Below are 17644 nucleotides of genomic sequence, written 5' to 3'. Positions count from 1 at the left end.
AACAATAAAGGAACCATCTATTCATGGCTGGCCAAAAAAAGCAGAATCGCAGAGAGGAAATCCTCCAGGCCCTGGCGCAAATGCTGGAGTCCAATCAGGGCAGTCAACGCATTACCACCGCTAAACTTGCTGCGCAGGTAGGCGTTTCTGAAGCCGCGCTATACCGCCATTTCCCAAGCAAAGCGCGCATGTTTGAAGGTTTGATTGAGTTTATCGAAGAGTCACTGATCACCCGCATCAACCGTATCCAAAGTGATGAAAAAGATACGATGACCCGTTTACGCTTGATTCTTCAATTACTGTTAGTTTTCGGTGAGCGCAATCCTGGACTGACACGCATCATGACCGGACATGCCTTGATGTTTGAGCAGGACAGACTGCAGGGACGTATCAACCAGTTGTTCGAAAAAATCGAAAGCCAACTGCGTCAAGTGTTGCGTGAGCGCCGCCTTCGTGAAGGCAAAGGTTTCCCCGTTGATGAGACAGTGTTGGCTGCTCAGCTCCTTGGACAAGTCGAAGGCAGCCTGAACCGCTTTGTGCGTTCAAACTTCAAATACGCACCGACTGCAGAGTTTGACCAGTACTGGCAGCTTCTGAGCGCTCAACTGAATTGATTGTGCTGCGAAAAGCATAAAAAAAGGCTGCATAATGCAGCCTTTTTGTTTTCTTCAAGGTTGATTATACCAATCACAGTAGGTAGCTGATCAGAAATAGCGCAGAAAAAATGCTCGAGAACAAGGCGGAAAATTTCGATAAGTAGTTATTCTACAATCAAATTTTTCAACGCAGTTATCGAGCATTTTAACAAGCTAGGATGAGCAGATATTTACTACGATTGGTATTAGATACCGTATTCGGCGCGATATGCTTTTACTGCATCCAATTGTTCTGGGTTACCGCCCTGCTCTTCCAGATACGTCACCAGATCGCCAAGGCTGATAATAGAAACCACCTGACAGCCGAAGTCACGCTCGACTTCCTGAATGGCAGAAAGCTCGCCTTTACCGCGTTCTTGACGGTCAATTGCCACCAATACACCGGCCAGATCAGCACCGTTCGCCTGAATGATTTCCATCGACTCGCGAATCGCTGTGCCTGCGGTGATTACATCGTCCACCAGCATCACACGACCTTCCAGTGCGCTACCCACCAGATTGCCACCTTCACCGTGATCTTTGGCTTCTTTACGGTTAAAGCAGTAAGGCGTATCCACATCGTGGTGCTCTGCCAGCGCAACCGCTGTGGTGGTTGCAATTGGGATGCCTTTGTACGCAGGTCCAAACAGCAGATCGTATTCGATGCCCGCATCAACCAACGCTTCAGCATAGAAACGGCCCAGACGCGCCAAATCCCTGCCTGTGTTGAACAGACCGGCATTAAAGAAGTAAGGGCTCTTACGACCCGACTTCAAAGTGAATTCACCGAACTTCAATACTTCTTTTTCCAATGCAAATTCGATGAACTGACGCTGATAGGCTTTCATTTTCTCTCCTGTCGAACAAAAGTCGGCTAGCTTGCCGGTTTTACCTGAGGCACATCCGCCTCGCCTTAAAATTAGGTTAAAAAAAAGCGGCTCTAATAGAAGCCGCTTTCTCATCAATCAATTAACGATGCTTTCTGAATCGCTACAATGTCCTGAATACCTTTGGTTGCCAGGGACAACATGGCATTAAGCTCATCGGCAGTGAACGGTTCCGCTTCTGCAGTACCCTGCACTTCAATCATTCGGCCATCTTCCAGCATCACTACGTTCATATCCGTGTCTGCTGCTGAGTCTTCCACGTATTCCAAATCGCAGATTGGCGTGCCTTCAAAGATCCCCACAGAGACTGCGGCAACATGACCCTTCATTGGGTTCTCTGCCAGTTTGCCTTCGCTCACCAGCTTGTTCAACGCATCGGCCATCGCCACACTTGCACCAGTAATCGATGCAGTGCGGGTACCACCGTCAGCCTGAATCACATCACAGTCAACGGTGATAGTGAAATCACCCAGCTTTTCAAGGTTTACTGCAGCACGCAGGCTGCGGGCGATCAGGCGCTGGATTTCCATGGTGCGGCCGCCCTGCTTGCCGTTTGCCGCTTCACGGCGGTTACGGGTATGGGTTGCGCGCGGCAACATACCGTACTCAGCGGTGACCCAACCTTGGCCTTTCCCTTTCAGAAAACGTGGTACGCCTTCTTCAACGCTTGCGGTACAGATAACTTTGGTGTCACCAAATGCCACCAGCACAGAACCTTCCGCATGGGCGGTAAAATGACGGGTAATTGTGACTGGACGAATTTGACCAACTTCTCTGCCGCTAGGACGCATAGGGTTCACCTGTTTATAAATGCTGAATTTCGTTAACCGGCGATTATAACGGCTTCACCTTTTACACGCTAATACTAAGCAGTCATGTCTGCTTTTTTCTTCTCTTTCCCGTCATGCTGCTGACATAAAAGGCAGCGACTGCGTATAATCATCACAACTTTCATCAATGAGTGAACTTCAATGATCCACAGTATGACTGCCTACGCCCGTCGGGAAATCAAGGGCACATGGGGCACAGCCGTTTGGGAAATCCGCTCGGTTAACCAACGTTACCTCGAAACCTATATCCGCATGCCAGAGCAGTTCCGTGGCCTTGAACCTATCATTCGTGAGCGATTCCGCTCCCGTCTTGCCCGCGGCAAGGTGGAATGCAACTTGCGCTTTGAAGCCAACCAATCGGCTAATACTGAGCTCAAAATCAATGAAGAACTGGCAAAACAAGTGATTCACGCGGCGAAGTGGATCAAAGAAATGTCTGGTGAAGGCAATATTGGACCTTTCCAGGTACTTCAGTGGCCTGGCGTGATGGAAACTCCAGAGCAGGACATGGATGTGATCAACAAAGCCCTGTTGGAAGGTTTCGACAAAACCGTTGATGACTTTATCGCTGCACGTGCCAGCGAAGGCGACAACATGAAAGCGCTGATTGAACAGCGTTTGGAAGGCATTGCCGCTGAAGTAGTGAAAGTACGTGCGAAAATGCCGGAAATCCTGCAATGGCAACGTGAGCGACTGCTGACCAAGCTGGAAGAAGCGAAAATCGAACTGGACGCCAACCGCGTGGAGCAGGAAATCATTTTGCTGGCTCAGAAATCTGATGTCGCGGAAGAACTGGACCGCCTTGACTCTCACGTATCAGAAACCAAGAAGATCCTGAAAAAAGGTGGCGCTTGTGGTCGTCGTCTGGACTTCATGATGCAAGAATTCAACCGCGAGTCGAACACCCTGGCATCAAAATCCATCAGCACGGACATCACCGCTTCTGGCGTTGAACTGAAAGTGTTGATTGAACAAATGCGCGAGCAAATTCAGAACATCGAGTGATGTTTACTACTGCCCATGCAGATCCTAGGGTCTGTACTGGGCAGTTTTCTCTTACATTCCCGTCTCATATCCCCTGATATATCGAAAAACTTGATATCTGACTCCAAGAAATTGCGTTGACGATCAATGCGCACAAAGCCGACACTTCGGGAAAAGTAAGGAGGCTTGAGTGACAGATCTGATCCCTTTACCTGATATCAGCGAAGCCGCGCTGCACCAGATGTATACCTACCGTCTGGGTCGGATCAGAGCAGCCATGGCCGAGCAAAAAGCCTCAGTCGCAGTATTATTCAGCCCAGTCAGCATGCGCTATGCAGCGAATTTCGATGAATACCAGCTATTCCAATCGCACATCCCCACAACCATGATGATCGTGCCAATAGAAGGGCCTGTTACGGTTTTCGGCGCAAGCCAGCGACATCACCCAAATATCGACATCTATCAGCCCTCACGAATGGCGACACCTTTTGATGGTGGCCTCGACTTTACCGGAAGCTGCCAGACAATAGTTGAAGACATTGAACAAACGCTCAGACAGAACAACCTTTCAGGTGCAGGCTTCCATATTGCACTAGAGCGAACATCACCAATACTTAGCCGCTTACTACTGGAAAAGGGTTACTCGCTAATAGATGGCGAAGCCTTGGTTGAGTCTGCACGCATGATAAAGAGCCCGACTGAGATCCAGTGCCTTCGCCATACCGTCAATGTTGCACAATACGGAATGGATAAAATGCGGGAATACCTTCGCCCTGGCCTGACTGAACTACAGGTATGGTCGATATTGCATCAGGTCAATATCGCGCATGGCGGCGACTGGATAGATGGCCGCATGCTCGCATCAGGCCCCAGAACCAATCCATGGCTTCAAGAGGCAACGCACCGCAAAATAGAGCTGGGAGATACTGTTGCATTCGATTCAGATATGGTCGGCCCAAATGGTTATCTCGCTGACATTTCAAGAACCTGGATTTGCGGCGGAGGAACTGGCAGCCGATCGCAGCGAGAAGCATATCGACATTCATACGATGAGATTCACCACAATATGTCCTTATTAAAGCCGGGCGTTGGTTTTGCTGAGCTGACCGAGCGCGCCTTTAAGAGAGCCGAAAAGTACAGAGACAGACGTTATGTATGTGCATTTCATGGCGTTGGTTTGTGCGATGAGTACCCCAAAATTTATTACCCCGAAGATGCTCGACACAACAATTGCCCCGGTGAATTGCAGGAAAACATGGTTCTCTCGGTGGAAAGTTACTCTGGCGCAGAAGGGGAACCCGACGGCGTTAAATTGGAAGAAATGGTATTGATAACCGCTACAGGGTTCGAACGTCTGTCGACTTACCCCTTCGAAAAAGAGTTACTGATTTAATTTCCCCTATACAAGCCCTTTTCTTCAGGCTTTTGGCTTCTACTTATACTCCCGCTTTAGGTTGCTGCCATTATTGAGTTATCCTAAAAGTGGAATTCAAATTTTGCGCGGGTCATGGTACCCTGCGCGCCCTTTAACCTCACAGTGATCATGACCATGAGCCAAGGTACGCTTTACATCGTTTCAGCGCCAAGCGGTGCCGGTAAATCAAGCCTGATTTCGGCGTTGCTGAAAGACAACCCTCGTTACGACATGAAAGTGTCTGTTTCTCACACCACGCGCGCAACCCGCCCGGGTGAAGAGAACGGAGTTCACTACCACTTCGTGTCAGTTGACGACTTTAAAGCGCTGATCGAACAAGAAGCTTTCCTTGAATACGCCGAAGTGTTCGGTAATTTCTATGGCACGTCACGCCTGTGGATTGAAGAAATGCTGTCAAAAGGCGTCGATATTTTTCTCGACATCGACTGGCAAGGCGCTCAGCAAATTCGCGAGAAAATGCCGAACGCAAAAAGCATCTTCATTCTGCCGCCAAGCCGTGAGGAGCTTGAGCGCCGCCTGAATGCACGTGGTCAGGACTCTGATGAGGTCATCGCAAAACGCATGGAAGAAGCCCGTTCTGAGATCTCCCACTATAACGAGTATGATTACGTTATTGTGAACGATGATTTCGATGTGGCGCTGATGGACATCAAAGCCATCCTTCGCGCCGAGCGAATGAAGCAAGACAAGCAATACAGCCGTCACCACGACATGATTGACAGGCTGTTGGACTAATAAGCACTCTGACAACGAAAGATGTTTGTTGTTTAGGCGAGTTCGCTTTTGTATAATTTTCGGTCATTTTGATTTTATTACTTACTGGAGTTCTTCATGGCACGCGTAACCGTTCAAGACGCTGTTGAAAAAATTGGCAACCGCTTCGATCTAGTATTGGTAGCAGCTCGTCGCGCACGCCAAATGCAAACTGGTGGTAAAGACTCACTGGTTCAGGAAGAGAACGATAAGCAAACTGTTATCGCTCTGCGTGAAATTGAGGAAGGCCTGATCACTAAAGAGATCCTGGATGCACGTGAGCGCCAAGAGCAGCAAGAACAAGAAGCTGCAGAGATGGCTGCTGTAAGCACCATCACAGGTACTCTTCGCTAATCTAACTTCAGGGAAACAGGCAGATTGTATCTCTTCGATAGCCTGAAAGAAGTCGCAGCACAATACTTGCCGGAGTCGCACTTAGAGGCACTCCGGCAAGCGTATTTGGTCGCGCGAGATGCCCACGAAGGGCAAACCCGCTCAAGCGGGGAACCATACATCATCCACCCTATCGCCGTTGCCCGTATTCTTGCGGAGATGCGCCTCGATCACGAAACCTTGATGGCAGCGCTGCTGCATGACGTGATTGAAGACACCGACGTTACCAAAGAAGACCTGCAACAACGTTTTGGCGATACCGTCGCCGATCTGGTAGATGGCGTCTCCAAGCTCGATAAGCTCAAATTCCGCGACCGTCAGGAAGCGCAGGCGGAAAACTTCCGCAAAATGATCATGGCCATGGCCCATGACATCCGCGTTATCCTCATCAAACTCGCTGACCGTACGCATAATATGCGTACGCTAGGCGCATTGCGTCCTGACAAACGTCGCCGCATTGCCCGCGAAACCCTCGAGATTTTCTCACCACTGGCGCACCGACTGGGTATCCACAATATCAAAGTGGAACTGGAAGAGCTTGGCTTTGAAGCCCTCTATCCGACCCGATACCGGGTATTGCGTGAGGTAGTGATTCATGCGCGCGGCAACCGCAAAGAGATGATCCAGAAAATCCACGCCGAAATTGAAGGCCGCCTCCAGGATGCAGGTATCAATGCCAAGGTGTTGGGTCGTGAGAAGAACCTCTACTCCATCTACAACAAGATGAAGAACAAGGAACAGCGTTTCCACACCATCATGGATCTCTACGCTTTTCGTGTGATTGTCGATTCGGTTGATACCTGTTATCGCGTGCTGGGACAAATGCACAATCTGTATAAGCCACGCCCGGGCCGCATGAAAGACTACATCGCGGTACCAAAAGCCAACGGCTACCAGTCGCTACATACCTCCATGATCGGCCCTCACGGTGTCCCTGTTGAAGTACAAATCCGTACCGAAGACATGGATCAGATGGCGGACAAAGGTGTTGCGGCTCACTGGGCATACAAAGACGGTGCAGATCGTGCTGGCGGCGGTGGTACTACCGCGCAGGTACGCGCGCAACGTTGGATGCAAAGCCTACTGGAACTTCAGCAAAGTGCAGGTAGCTCGTTTGAGTTTATCGAGAGCGTGAAATCAGATTTGTTCCCGGACGAGCTGTTCGTGTTTACACCGAAAGGACGCATTGTTGAAATGCCTGTTGGCGCAACCGCTGTGGACTTTGCTTATGCCGTGCATACGGACGTCGGTAACTCTTGTGTCGGCGCAAGGGTGAACCGTCAGTCTTACCCGCTCAGCCAACCGTTGAAAAACGGCCAGACCATCGAGATCATCACTGCCCCTGGGGCGCGTCCAAACGCGGCGTGGCTCAACTATGTGGTCACTTCCCGTGCACGTACCAAGATTCGTCAGGTACTGAAAACCAAACGCCGTGAAGAGTCTGTGATTCTGGGTCGTCGCCTTCTGAACCATGCCCTTGGCGAGAAGAACGTTCAGGATATTGAGCAGGAAAACATCGACAAGGTGTTGCATGATCTCAAGCTCGAAAGCCAGGAAGATCTGCTGGCAGATATCGGTGCGGGTGAGCTGATGAGCGTGGTGATTGCCAAGCGTCTGCTTGGTGATGCTGACAGTCTTGAAGAGCAAGGCGGATGCCTGCCAATCCGTGGCGCTGAAGGTATCTTGCTGACTTACGCAAACTGTTGTCGTCCTATTCCGGGCGATCACATCGTCGGTCACGTCAGCCCAGGTAAAGGTCTGGTCATCCACCGCGAAGAATGTGCCAACATCCGTGGTTATAGCCAGGAGCCAGATAAATACATGTCTGTCGAGTGGGGAGATGACATTGATCAGGACTTTGCGACTGCACTGCGCGTTGACATGCTCAACCATCAGGGCGCACTGGCCGATTTGACCAACACTATTGCCGCAACGGGCTCTAACATCCAGGGTTTGACCACGGAAGAGCGTGATGGGCGCTTGTACACGATTTACGTGAAGCTCACGACGCAAAACCGTGTGCATCTGGCCAATATCATGCGCCGCATCCGTATCATGCCGAATGTGGTGAAAGTCAGCCGCCAGAAAAACTGATTTCATACCCAGGCACCAAACACAAACGCCCGCCCTTTGCGGGCGTTTTTATAAACGAGAAAAAACCATGACACCAGAACGTTTTGCACGCATCCATGAAGTATTGGCTACCCGCCAACCAGACCTTACTGTGTGCATGGAAGAAGTCCATAAACCCAACAACATCTCCGCCATTATCCGCACTGCCGATGCTGTTGGAGTTCATCAGGTTCATGCCGTATGGCCGAAAGACAGTAAAATGCGCGCATTAGGCGGCACTTCTGCGGGCGCACGAAACTGGGTGGATGTTGTTACCCATGACAACACGCCAGAGGCATTTGAAACTCTGAAAGCCAAGGGCATGCAGATACTGGTGACCAACCTGTCTGATACCGCCGTTGATTTTCGTGAGATTGATTACACCAAACCGACCGCCATCGTAATGGGTCAGGAAAAGACCGGCATCAGCAAGCAAGCGCTTGAATTGGCAGATCAAGACATCATCATTCCCATGATAGGTATGGTACAGTCGTTGAATGTCTCGGTCGCCAGCGCGCTGATTTTGTATGAAGCACAGCGCCAACGCCAAAACGCAGGCATGTACCAACGTACACGCACTTTGATCCCACAAGCGGAAGTTGACCGCATCATCTTCGAGCGTGGTCATCCAGTGTTGGCAAAAGTCGCAAAACGTAAAGGTCTGCCTTACCCAGATTTGGATGAAGAAGGCCAAATCGTTGCCGATGAAGCCTGGTGGGCTAAGATGCAGGCAGCAAAATAAGTCTGTGCTCGTAATGATTTAGGAGAGATGAACACACTATGCGCGCGTCAATGTTAGATGCCGTTCCCGTTACCTCGCTGACTGGAGTCGGCGGCAAAATGGCAGAGAAGCTGGAAAAGCTGGGGCTTTTCACGGTGCAGGATCTGCTGTTTCATCTCCCCTACCGCTATGAAGACCGCACCCGTATCTGGCCTATCATGAGTCTGATGCCGGGCCAGCATGCCACCGTTGAAGGTGAAGTGATCAGCAACAACACCGTTTTTGGCCGTCGCCGCATGCTGACAGTGAAAATCACAGACGGTAAAGGCTCACTCACGCTACGTTTTTTCAACTTTAATGCCGCAATGAAAAACAGCCTAGAGCAAGGCAAACGCGTGAAAGCTTATGGCGAAATCAAACGCGGTCAGGGTGGCCTTGAGATCATCCATCCTGAATATAAAGTCTTCTCTGAACCCACTGAGCTCTCGCTGGAAGAAACATTGACGCCGGTTTACCCGACTACAGAAGGCCTTCGCCAGTTGACGCTAAGAAACCTGACCGATCAGGCGCTTGAGCTACTTGATGGTGCTGCCGTACAGGAGCTTTTACCGGAAGGCTTATACGACAGGCAAATCACCTTGCGTGATGCACTGAAAATCCTGCATCGCCCGACGCCAGATATTTCAGTGACTCAGTTGGAAAAAGGTGAACATCCTGCCCAGAAGCGCCTCATCCTAGAAGAACTGTTAGCGCAAAATCTATCGATGCTCGCAGTTCGCAGCAAGTTGCAACAAGATCCGACATTTTCACTGCCGCCTTCCACCAAGTTAAAGCCAAAACTCCTGGAATCTTTGCCATTTACGCCAACGGGCGCGCAGTCACGCGTGGTGGCAGATATTGAACGCGATATGGGACTGGAAAAGCCCATGATGCGACTGGTACAGGGTGATGTGGGCTCAGGCAAAACCTTAGTGGCCGCTCTCGCCGCTTTGCAGGTGATTGAGCAAGGCTATCAGGTTGCTTTGATGGCACCGACGGAACTCCTTGCTGAGCAGCATTCGATCAACTTTGCCAACTGGCTGGAGCCTCTGGGCATTTCCGTTGGTTGGCTCGCAGGCAAACTGACAGGCAAAGCCAAAGAAGCGGAACTTGCCAAAATCGCCAGCGGCGAAGCCAAAATGGTAGTGGGCACCCACGCCCTTTTCCAAAAGCATGTCGAGTTCGACAAACTTGCGCTCGTCATCATCGATGAGCAGCATCGCTTTGGCGTCCACCAGCGCCTTGAGCTTCGCGAGAAAGGGATGAAGCAAGGCATTCATCCTCACCAGCTCATCATGACGGCTACACCTATTCCACGTACGCTGGCGATGACCGCCTATGCTGATCTAGATACCTCCATCATCGACGAACTGCCACCGGGAAGAACGCCGATTCAAACCGTTGCCGTGCCGGATACCCGACGTATCGACATCATTAATCGTGTCCACGCTTCCTGTTTGGAAGAAGGACGTCAGGCGTATTGGGTTTGCACCCTGATTGATGAGTCCGAGGTGTTGGAAGCGCAAGCTGCAGCAGAAACTGCAGATGATTTGGCGCGCGCCCTGCCCGATCTAAAAATCGGTCTGGTACATGGCAGGATGAAAGCGGCAGAAAAGCAGGAGGTGATGCAGGCGTTTAAATCCGGTGAGCTTCATCTTTTGGTCGCCACTACCGTGATTGAAGTTGGCGTGGATGTACCAAACGCCAGTCTGATGATCATCGAAAACCCAGAGCGTCTCGGTCTGGCGCAGCTTCACCAGCTTCGTGGCCGTGTCGGACGTGGTTCCGTCGCCAGCCACTGTGTACTCTTGTATCACGCACCGCTGTCAAAAACCGCTACCCAGCGTTTAGGTGTATTGCGTGAAAGTAGCGATGGTTTTGTGATTGCCCAGCGCGACTTGGAAATTCGTGGTCCAGGTGAGCTCTTGGGCACCAAACAAACAGGGATGGCAGAATTTAAGATTGCCGATCTGGTCCGCGATCAGAAACTCATCCCGGAAGTGCAGAAGCTCGCGTTGTATCTGCACCAAAACTATCCGGACAACGCCAAAGCCATTATTACCCGCTGGCTTGGTAACAACGACAAGTACAGCAACGCATAAAAAAGGGCGGATATCCGCCCTTTCTTCATTCAGCCAATGTTGCTAATCAGTCTTCCCAATACTGCATCACCAACGCCATCACTTCTGATTTGCTGTAACCGACTTCCCGGGCATCATCAATCAGCGCTTTCAGCGTCGGCTCTATAAATCCAAAGCGGTCTTCCATCCGGCCCTGCAGTCCTTGCCGCGCGACAATCATGCCCACACCGCGTTTACGTTCTAACCAGCCTTCTTCTTCCATGTTTTGGTAGCAACGTGAAATCGTCATCGGATTGATATTCAACTCTGCCGCTAACTTTCTGACAGAAGTCAGCTTCTCCCCAGGAATGAGCGTCCCGGCAACAATCTGACGCTGGATCTGCGTCATCAATTGTTTGAACTTCGGTGACGGATCCTGCGGGTCGATGACTATCTTCATGTTTCATCTCTGCTGTATCGGCGCTTTATTACAGTATTAGCAGATGATTCAAATGTGAGACAAGTTTATGGGTTAAATTTCATATGTAGCAATGAAAAAACGCGGATGAAACATCCGCGTTTTTTATCATATTAGGCTTTGGGTCTATCGACGCTTTCTAGGTTGGCGCTTGGTCAATGGCAAGACTATCTGTGCCTGAAGCCCACCTTGAGAGCGCTGACTAAGCTTAAGAACGCCGTTGTGTTGCTCGACGATACGTTTGACGATGGCAAGGCCAAGCCCGGTACCTTCGCTTCCGCGTGCCGTATCACCACGGGTAAAAGGCTGGAGTACAGTTTCAATCTGGTCAGCGGCAATACCTGGCCCATTATCTTCTACCGCAATCCACTGATGACGACGGTCAGCCGAGGTACCGGTACTGATTTTGACCCAGCCACCACCATAGCGCACCGCGTTAACCACTAAGTTCGTCACCGCGCGGCGGATGGCCACTTCGTTGGCGTCAAGCTGACCAACCAACTCACCTTTTAATACTTCAAGGTCATGGCCTGTCGCACCATCAGCCACCGATACATCTTCTGCCACCACATTCAGGTCAATCTCTGTCATGTCCTGCAATTGCACTGAACGCAGATAATCCATGAACTGGTTGATGATTTCATTGCACTCTTCAGTGTCTTTAATCATGCTCTCAGCCAGATAACTGTCTTCCGGTGACATCATTTCAGTAGCAAGACGGATACGGGTCAACGGCGTACGAAGATCGTGGCTGACACCCGCCATCAGCAGTGCTCTGTCTTCCTCCAGTTTGCGAATGCCCTCGCTCATTTGGTTAAACGCTTTCGTCACCGCACGAATATCTGACGCACCGCGTTCCGGTAAAGGTTCAGGGAATTTTCCGTGTCCCACATCCTGCGCTGCACGTTCCAGTGCCGCTAACGGACGGTTCTGCACCTTAATAAACATCCAGCCGCCACCGATCACCAGCAAGGCAATAAACATGGAATAGAAGAACAGGGGTTGGAAGTCGTCCTGATGCAACTCCGAGAGCGGTATTCGCATCACGTAACCGGGAAAAGCCTCGCTTTCCAGCCAGAGTACATAATTTTTGGACTCCAGACTGATACGCGCTTCTGTCGGGGCACCGAGCTTCTCAGACATGTCCGCACTGAGGTAATCCACCGACGCGGCGTTATCAAACTCCTCCATCATCGCTGGCTCATTGTCATCGTGCATGGTCACACCGAGCTTCTCGAGTAACTGGCGGCGCAGCAATTCATCCATGTGATAAACCTTGCCATTCGATAGCAACAGGTTGTCGTCCAGCATCACCTGGATCTCATGGGCGAGGATTTTGTTGAACTGCTTGATGCTTGGCAGCAGAGCGTAATTGAGGATGGTGAGGTAGGAGAAGATCTGGCTGGCAATCAGAAGGCCAGCCAGTACCACGAGCGTACGGGCAAAGTTACTGCGTGGAGAGAAGCGCATTAATTAGGCTTCTCCGTCCGGTACGAACACATAGCCCAGACCCCAAACGGTCTGAATATAACGAGGTTTGCTTGGATCTTCTTCAATCATGCGGCGAAGACGCGAGATTTGAACGTCAATCGAACGCTCCATCGCAGAGTACTCACGACCACGTGCCATGTTCATCAGTTTGTCGCGCGACATAGGTTCACGGGCATTGGTCACCAGCGCCTTCAATACCGCAAACTCTCCTGATGTCAGCGTGAGCGGCTGATCGTTGCGGAACATTTCGCGGGTGCCCAGGTTCAAACGGAACTGGCCAAACTCAACAATTTTTTCTTCACTGGAAGGCGCACCCGGTGCTTCCACCGTCTGACGGCGCAATACCGCACGAATACGTGCCAGCAGTTCGCGTGGGTTAAATGGCTTCGGCAGGTAATCATCTGCCCCCACTTCTAGACCCACGATGCGGTCAATTTCGTCGCCTTTCGCCGTCAGCATCAGGATCGGCAATTGATTGTTCGCCTGACGCAGTCGGCGGCAGATGGAGAGCCCATCTTCACCCGGCAACATCAGATCCAACACCATCAGGTGAAAATTCTCACGAGAGAGCAAACGGTCCATTTGCTCGGCGTTCGCCACACTGCGCACCTGAAAACCTTGCTCAGACAAGTAACGCTCGAGCAGCGAGCGAAGACGCATATCATCGTCAACAACCAGGATCTTATGATTATCTTGCATGACTTACCTTTCTCTCCGTGTGGTGGAAATGCCACCAATAATAAATTCGGACTCTGATATAAAACATCAGAGTAACGTCCTGTGGGAAGAAAAACTGTTACCAGTTGTAACCCTGCCCCAGAAAATTGAATGCGAAATTCATGCCTCAGCTTAACGTTGCCGGGCTGCTTCGCTTTAATCATGGCAGCAAAGCGGTTATAACTCTTGCCGGAAAACGAAACAATCGCTCGGAAAGCAGAATGAAAAAAACCGATTTGGTCACCCGGGAAGGCTACAACAAACTCAAACAAGAGCTCGATTACCTCTGGAAAGAGCGCCGCCCGGAAATCACCAAGATTGTCTCTTGGGCCGCCAGTCTTGGCGACCGTTCAGAGAACGCAGATTACACCTACAACAAGCGCTTGCTGCGCGAGATAGACCGCCGCGTCCGCTACCTCCGTAAACGTCTCGAAATCCTGCGTGTGGTCGATTATAGCCCTCAACAGGACGGTAAGGTGTTTTTCGGTGCCTGGGTCGATATCGAAAACGAAGATGGCGACACGCTCTCCTTCCGCATTGTCGGTCCCGACGAAATTTATGGCCGGAAAGACTACATTTCTATCGATAGCCCTATGGCGCGCGCTTTGATTAAAAAAGAAGTGGATGACGAAGCGGTGGTGACCACACCGGAAGGGCCGAAAGTCTGGTACATCAACAGTATCCGCTACCAGCAAGACGAACACTAAGGTTACGCTCCGGCGTGACAATGAATCTAAGGAACACCATGACAACTTCAATCTACCAACAGATCGCGACAGAACTGAATGTACGCGATGCACAGGTTATTGCGGCAGTAACCCTGCTGGATGATGGCAATACCGTCCCCTTTATTGCCCGTTACCGTAAGGAAGTGACCAACGGCCTCGACGACACCCAGTTGCGTAACCTTGAATCCCGCTTGGGCTACCTACGTGAGTTGGAAGAGCGCCGCCAGGTGATCCTGAAATCGATTGATGAGCAAGGCAAACTGTCCGACGCACTGAAAAAAGACATTCTGGATGCAGACAGTAAAAACCGTCTTGAAGACTTGTACCTACCTTATAAACCCAAACGCCGCACCAAAGGTCAAATCGCGATTGAAGCCGGCATCGAACCACTGGCGACTCTGCTTTGGGAACAGCCAGACCACGATCCAGAAACCGAAGCAGCGAAATACCTCAACGCTGATGCAGGCTTTGCTGATACCAAAGCCGTACTCGACGGTGCCCGTGCGATTTTGATGGAGCAATTTGCCGAAGATGCCGCGCTGCTGGATAAAATCCGCCGTCACCTGAACCAAAGCGCGGAAATTCAAGCCCGTTTGGTGGCAGGTAAAGAGGAAGAAGGTGCGAAGTTTAAAGACTATTTCGCCCATGATGAATTTCTCAGCAAGGTGCCTTCGCACCGTGCACTCGCCATGTTTCGCGGTCGCAACGAGGGAATCTTGCAACTGTCACTGAATGCCGATCCCGGTCAGGATGAAAAATCTACCGGCTCATATTGTGAAACCATCATCAGTGACCACTACGGCGTGACCCTTGGCGCAGCAGCCGCTGACCGCTGGCGTAAGCAGGTTGTGAGCTTTGCATGGCGTATCAAGATTTTGATGCACATGGAAACCGAACTGATGGGCAACCTACGCGAAATGGCAGAAACTGATGCGATTAAGGTCTTCGCCGATAACCTGAAAGACTTGCTGATGGCCGCACCTGCGGGCCCTCGTTGCACCTTGGGTATCGACCCTGGCCTTCGCACCGGTTGTAAAGTCGCGGTGATCGACAACACCGGTAAGCTTTTAGATACCGCCACCATCTACCCAACGCCGCCACAAAACAAAATTGCAGAATCTGCACGCGTGGTGATGGCACTGGTGAAAAAGCACAATGTGGATTTGATTGCGATTGGTAACGGCACAGCTTCCCGTGAAACCGACGCCTTTGTGGCTGGCATGCTGAAAGATGCGGGTGAGAAAATCCAAACCGTGATGGTCAGTGAAGCAGGTGCGTCGGTTTACTCCGCATCTGAGCTTGCCGCGACCGAGTTCCCGGGCCTTGATGTGTCACTTCGTGGCGCCGTTTCTATCGCCCGTCGTCTGCAAGACCCACTCGCTGAGCTGGTGAAAATCGATCCGAAATCTATCGGTGTAGGCCAATACCAGCATGATGTTAGCCAAAGCCAACTGGCCAAGCGTCTGGACGCCGTCGTGGAAGACTGTGTAAACGCCGTCGGTGTCGACGTAAACAGTGCCTCTGCAGCGCTGTTGACCCGCGTCGCTGGCCTTTCTACCACCATGGCAGCCAACATTGTGGCCTTCCGCGACGAAAATGGCCGCTTTGAAGATCGCAAAACCCTGCTGAAAGTGCCGCGTCTTGGCCCGAAAGCCTTTGAACAGTGTGCGGGCTTCCTTCGTGTCATGAAGGGTAAAAACCCACTGGATGGCTCTTCCGTTCACCCAGAGGCCTATCCTGTCGTGAAACGTATCGCCGAGAAATCCGGTAAAGGCGTTGATGCCATGATTGGCAACCACGACTTCCTGCGTGCACAGAAAGCAGCAGACTACGCTGACGATACCTTTGGTATCCCGACCGTGACCGACATCCTAGCAGAACTGGCAAAACCTGGCCGCGACCCACGTCCAGAGTTTAAGACCGCCACCTTTGCCGATGGCGTCAATGAAGTGAAAGATCTGATCCCGGGTATGGTGTTGGAAGGCGTCATCACCAATGTCACTAACTTCGGCGCTTTTGTTGATGTCGGCGTACATCAGGACGGTTTGGTGCATATCTCTGCGCTGTCAGACAAATTTATTTCTGACCCACGTGAAGTCGTCAAAGCCGGCGATGTGGTGAAAGTTAAGGTGATGGAAGTGGATCTGCAGCGTAAGCGTATTGGTCTATCGATGCGCCTCAGCGATGAGCCAGGTTCGGATAACAAACCTACCCGCGAATCACGTCCTCGCCAACAGGAACGCAGCTTTAGCGGCAATAACCGCAATGATAACAGCCGCCGTGATAACCGTGGCGGTCAGCAGACCGGTTTCGGTGGTGCATTTGCAGATGCCTTTGCCAAAGCGAAGCGTAACTGATAGCTGAGAAACAAAAAAACAGCGCCAAAGGCGCTGTTTTTTTATCTGCTTGCATCACTTACCGTCAAATCACGATCAGCACTTCTGATGGAATATTCGCGGCTGACGATTGCTGATAACGCATGGCAACGACCGCCCCTGTGCGTTGAGAAGCTTTCAGCTCGTCGATTTTATCCAGGATCTCTTTCGGCAGCTTAATGCGCATGGCATAGCCGTTTTCGTTCTGCGGTACATACGAACCACTGGAAAGCATGTTTGTCAGTTGGCTGAGCGTTTCATGTGCAGCAAAACCACCACCATTGAACTGTCTTGGGTTTTGTTCCAGATCGGCGTAATCGGGGTGCTCAGAAGGATCCCAGGATGGGTTCTTAAGTTGTTTCTCTTCAGAGAGTACGGGTTTTTCTTCAGCAGTGGCATTTGCCTGACTGGGCGGGACAATTTTTTCGCGCACGCGATTTTCCCGCGCAACTTGCTCCGTTGGCGGGTTTACTGACGGTACGACAGCAGGGATGCTGACGTTAGCGGGCGAAATGTTCATGCCAATGTTGTCTCCCAACACCGACCGAAGGCGCGTCGCCTGCGAGCATAGGCGGGGTAATCCCCGCGAATGCGCGAGCTATATCTCTATAGCGAAACTAGACCAATATTGCGATCAATCCACCAATGGTACCCAGTGCGGAAAGCACCTGACCGGCGGAATACGCAGCATCGTCGTTGCTTTTCACTTCTTCAGGGTGGTCCATGCCAAGCGCCCCATAGGTGAAAGACTCAACTTTAGACGAAGTGTTCGTGCCTTCGGCTTCCGTTGCTTTGTTAACAGTCTTACCGTCCGACACTTCCTTCGCGACCTGCTCGTAAGACTGCTTGGCACCCTCTGCCGCCTGCGCTTCATTGCCCTTTGCCGCCTGATTTGGCTGCATTGGCTTAGCGTAAGCGTGCTGAGAATACCCAACGTTACCTATATTCATTATGGTCTCTCCTGATGCCATAGCAAGTAACTTGATTAAAGTATCGGCGGCTTCAG

17 protein-coding genes are annotated in these 17644 nt (G+C 51.2%); 10 read left to right on the top strand and 7 right to left on the bottom strand.

All coding sequences use genetic code 11. The annotated features are described in order from the left end of the window. Window positions 1–23: 23 nt before the first annotated feature. A complete protein-coding gene (gene slmA, locus GCE9029_RS21835) occupies window positions 24–614 on the top strand; it encodes a nucleoid occlusion factor SlmA (protein WP_062666909.1) in 591 nt (196 codons plus the stop codon). Window positions 615–841: 227 nt separating this feature from the next. On the opposite strand, the gene pyrE is transcribed toward slmA, so the two are convergent. Both pyrE and rph read right to left on the bottom strand, forming a co-directional pair. Beyond that, a complete protein-coding gene (gene pyrE / locus GCE9029_RS21830) occupies window positions 842–1483 on the bottom strand; it encodes an orotate phosphoribosyltransferase (protein WP_002535351.1) in 642 nt (213 codons plus the stop codon). 113 nt (window positions 1484–1596) lie between these two features. After that, window positions 1597–2313, bottom strand: coding sequence for a ribonuclease PH (gene rph, locus GCE9029_RS21825; protein ID WP_002535353.1), 717 nt, complete (start codon window positions 2311–2313; stop codon window positions 1597–1599). A gap of 180 nt (window positions 2314–2493) precedes the next feature. Between rph and GCE9029_RS21820 the strand changes: the two genes are divergently transcribed. The 7 genes from GCE9029_RS21820 to recG all read left to right on the top strand — a co-directional run bounded on the left by GCE9029_RS21820 (window position 2494) and on the right by recG (window position 10891). After that, window positions 2494–3357, top strand: a complete 864-nt coding sequence (locus tag GCE9029_RS21820; protein ID WP_062666907.1) for a YicC/YloC family endoribonuclease — start codon at window positions 2494–2496, stop codon at window positions 3355–3357. Window positions 3358–3526: 169 nt separating this feature from the next. Then, window positions 3527–4729: a M24 family metallopeptidase gene (locus tag GCE9029_RS21815; protein ID WP_062666905.1), complete on the top strand. Its 1203-nt coding sequence runs from the start codon at window positions 3527–3529 to the stop codon at window positions 4727–4729. A gap of 156 nt (window positions 4730–4885) precedes the next feature. After that, a complete protein-coding gene (gmk, locus tag GCE9029_RS21810) occupies window positions 4886–5506 on the top strand; it encodes a guanylate kinase (RefSeq protein WP_062666903.1) in 621 nt (206 codons plus the stop codon). A 96-nt stretch (window positions 5507–5602) separates the two neighbouring features. Next, window positions 5603–5878 (top strand): DNA-directed RNA polymerase subunit omega, encoded by a 276-nt coding sequence (rpoZ, locus tag GCE9029_RS21805; protein WP_002535357.1) that lies wholly within the window; start codon window positions 5603–5605, stop codon window positions 5876–5878. Between the two features lie 24 nt (window positions 5879–5902). Next, window positions 5903–8011, top strand: a complete 2109-nt coding sequence (gene spoT, locus GCE9029_RS21800) for a bifunctional GTP diphosphokinase/guanosine-3',5'-bis pyrophosphate 3'-pyrophosphohydrolase (RefSeq protein ID WP_062666901.1) — start codon at window positions 5903–5905, stop codon at window positions 8009–8011. A gap of 67 nt (window positions 8012–8078) precedes the next feature. Continuing rightward, window positions 8079–8771 (top strand): tRNA (guanosine(18)-2'-O)-methyltransferase TrmH, encoded by a 693-nt coding sequence (gene trmH / locus GCE9029_RS21795; RefSeq protein WP_046307927.1) that lies wholly within the window; start codon window positions 8079–8081, stop codon window positions 8769–8771. A 38-nt stretch (window positions 8772–8809) separates the two neighbouring features. Then, window positions 8810–10891, top strand: a complete 2082-nt coding sequence (gene recG / locus GCE9029_RS21790) for an ATP-dependent DNA helicase RecG (protein ID WP_062666899.1) — start codon at window positions 8810–8812, stop codon at window positions 10889–10891. Window positions 10892–10937: 46 nt separating this feature from the next. On the opposite strand, the gene GCE9029_RS21785 is transcribed toward recG, so the two are convergent. From GCE9029_RS21785 to ompR, 3 genes are all read right to left on the bottom strand, one after another. Continuing rightward, on the bottom strand, window positions 10938–11309 hold the full coding sequence (locus GCE9029_RS21785; protein WP_002535365.1) for a GntR family transcriptional regulator: 372 nt from the start codon (window positions 11307–11309) through the stop codon (window positions 10938–10940). Window positions 11310–11453: 144 nt separating this feature from the next. After that, on the bottom strand, window positions 11454–12797 hold the full coding sequence (gene envZ, locus GCE9029_RS21780; RefSeq protein WP_062666897.1) for a two-component system sensor histidine kinase EnvZ: 1344 nt from the start codon (window positions 12795–12797) through the stop codon (window positions 11454–11456). Window positions 12798–12800: 3 nt separating this feature from the next. Further along, window positions 12801–13517 carry an osmolarity response regulator transcription factor OmpR gene (gene ompR, locus GCE9029_RS21775; RefSeq protein WP_062666895.1) on the bottom strand — a complete coding sequence of 239 codons (717 nt, stop codon included), beginning with the start codon at window positions 13515–13517 and terminating at the stop codon, window positions 12801–12803. Window positions 13518–13756: 239 nt separating this feature from the next. Between ompR and greB the strand changes: the two genes are divergently transcribed. Together greB and GCE9029_RS21765 are read left to right on the top strand one after the other, a co-directional pair. Beyond that, window positions 13757–14242: a transcription elongation factor GreB gene (greB, locus tag GCE9029_RS21770; RefSeq protein WP_062667113.1), complete on the top strand. Its 486-nt coding sequence runs from the start codon at window positions 13757–13759 to the stop codon at window positions 14240–14242. Window positions 14243–14280: 38 nt separating this feature from the next. After that, window positions 14281–16620 carry a Tex family protein gene (locus GCE9029_RS21765; RefSeq protein WP_062666893.1) on the top strand — a complete coding sequence of 780 codons (2340 nt, stop codon included), beginning with the start codon at window positions 14281–14283 and terminating at the stop codon, window positions 16618–16620. A 64-nt stretch (window positions 16621–16684) separates the two neighbouring features. On the opposite strand, the gene GCE9029_RS21760 is transcribed toward GCE9029_RS21765, so the two are convergent. After that, on the bottom strand, window positions 16685–17158 hold the full coding sequence (locus GCE9029_RS21760) for a hypothetical protein (RefSeq protein WP_063856923.1): 474 nt from the start codon (window positions 17156–17158) through the stop codon (window positions 16685–16687). Between the two features lie 97 nt (window positions 17159–17255). Beyond that, window positions 17256–17588, bottom strand: coding sequence for a hypothetical protein (locus tag GCE9029_RS21755; RefSeq protein ID WP_002535374.1), 333 nt, complete (start codon window positions 17586–17588; stop codon window positions 17256–17258). Window positions 17589–17644 lie beyond the last annotated feature (56 nt).

Source organism: Grimontia celer, assembly GCF_900055185.1.
In the GTDB taxonomy this organism is placed as follows: domain Bacteria; phylum Pseudomonadota; class Gammaproteobacteria; order Enterobacterales; family Vibrionaceae; genus Enterovibrio; species Enterovibrio celer.
The sequence above is the reverse complement of the archived record's forward strand: the minus strand, read 5'-3'. Positions and strand labels throughout refer to the sequence as shown.

What these genes read in the sequence shown, in the direction of transcription:
- ompR (WP_062666895.1), bottom strand. Translation starts at nt 13,517, where the DNA reads ATGCAAGATAATCATAAGATCCTGGTTGTTGACGATGATATGCGTCTT.
- GCE9029_RS21785 (WP_002535365.1), bottom strand. Translation starts at nt 11,309, where the DNA reads ATGAAGATAGTCATCGACCCGCAGGATCCGTCACCGAAGTTCAAACAA.
- GCE9029_RS21820 (WP_062666907.1), top strand. Translation starts at nt 2,494, where the DNA reads ATGATCCACAGTATGACTGCCTACGCCCGTCGGGAAATCAAGGGCACA.
- pyrE (WP_002535351.1), bottom strand. Translation starts at nt 1,483, where the DNA reads ATGAAAGCCTATCAGCGTCAGTTCATCGAATTTGCATTGGAAAAAGAA.
- rph (WP_002535353.1), bottom strand. Translation starts at nt 2,313, where the DNA reads ATGCGTCCTAGCGGCAGAGAAGTTGGTCAAATTCGTCCAGTCACAATT.
- GCE9029_RS21765 (WP_062666893.1), top strand. Translation starts at nt 14,281, where the DNA reads ATGACAACTTCAATCTACCAACAGATCGCGACAGAACTGAATGTACGC.
- rpoZ (WP_002535357.1), top strand. Translation starts at nt 5,603, where the DNA reads ATGGCACGCGTAACCGTTCAAGACGCTGTTGAAAAAATTGGCAACCGC.
- slmA (WP_062666909.1), top strand. Translation starts at nt 24, where the DNA reads ATGGCTGGCCAAAAAAAGCAGAATCGCAGAGAGGAAATCCTCCAGGCC.
- GCE9029_RS21755 (WP_002535374.1), bottom strand. Translation starts at nt 17,588, where the DNA reads ATGAATATAGGTAACGTTGGGTATTCTCAGCACGCTTACGCTAAGCCA.
- recG (WP_062666899.1), top strand. Translation starts at nt 8,810, where the DNA reads ATGCGCGCGTCAATGTTAGATGCCGTTCCCGTTACCTCGCTGACTGGA.
- envZ (WP_062666897.1), bottom strand. Translation starts at nt 12,797, where the DNA reads ATGCGCTTCTCTCCACGCAGTAACTTTGCCCGTACGCTCGTGGTACTG.
- greB (WP_062667113.1), top strand. Translation starts at nt 13,757, where the DNA reads ATGAAAAAAACCGATTTGGTCACCCGGGAAGGCTACAACAAACTCAAA.
- trmH (WP_046307927.1), top strand. Translation starts at nt 8,079, where the DNA reads ATGACACCAGAACGTTTTGCACGCATCCATGAAGTATTGGCTACCCGC.
- GCE9029_RS21760 (WP_063856923.1), bottom strand. Translation starts at nt 17,158, where the DNA reads ATGAACATTTCGCCCGCTAACGTCAGCATCCCTGCTGTCGTACCGTCA.
- gmk (WP_062666903.1), top strand. Translation starts at nt 4,886, where the DNA reads ATGAGCCAAGGTACGCTTTACATCGTTTCAGCGCCAAGCGGTGCCGGT.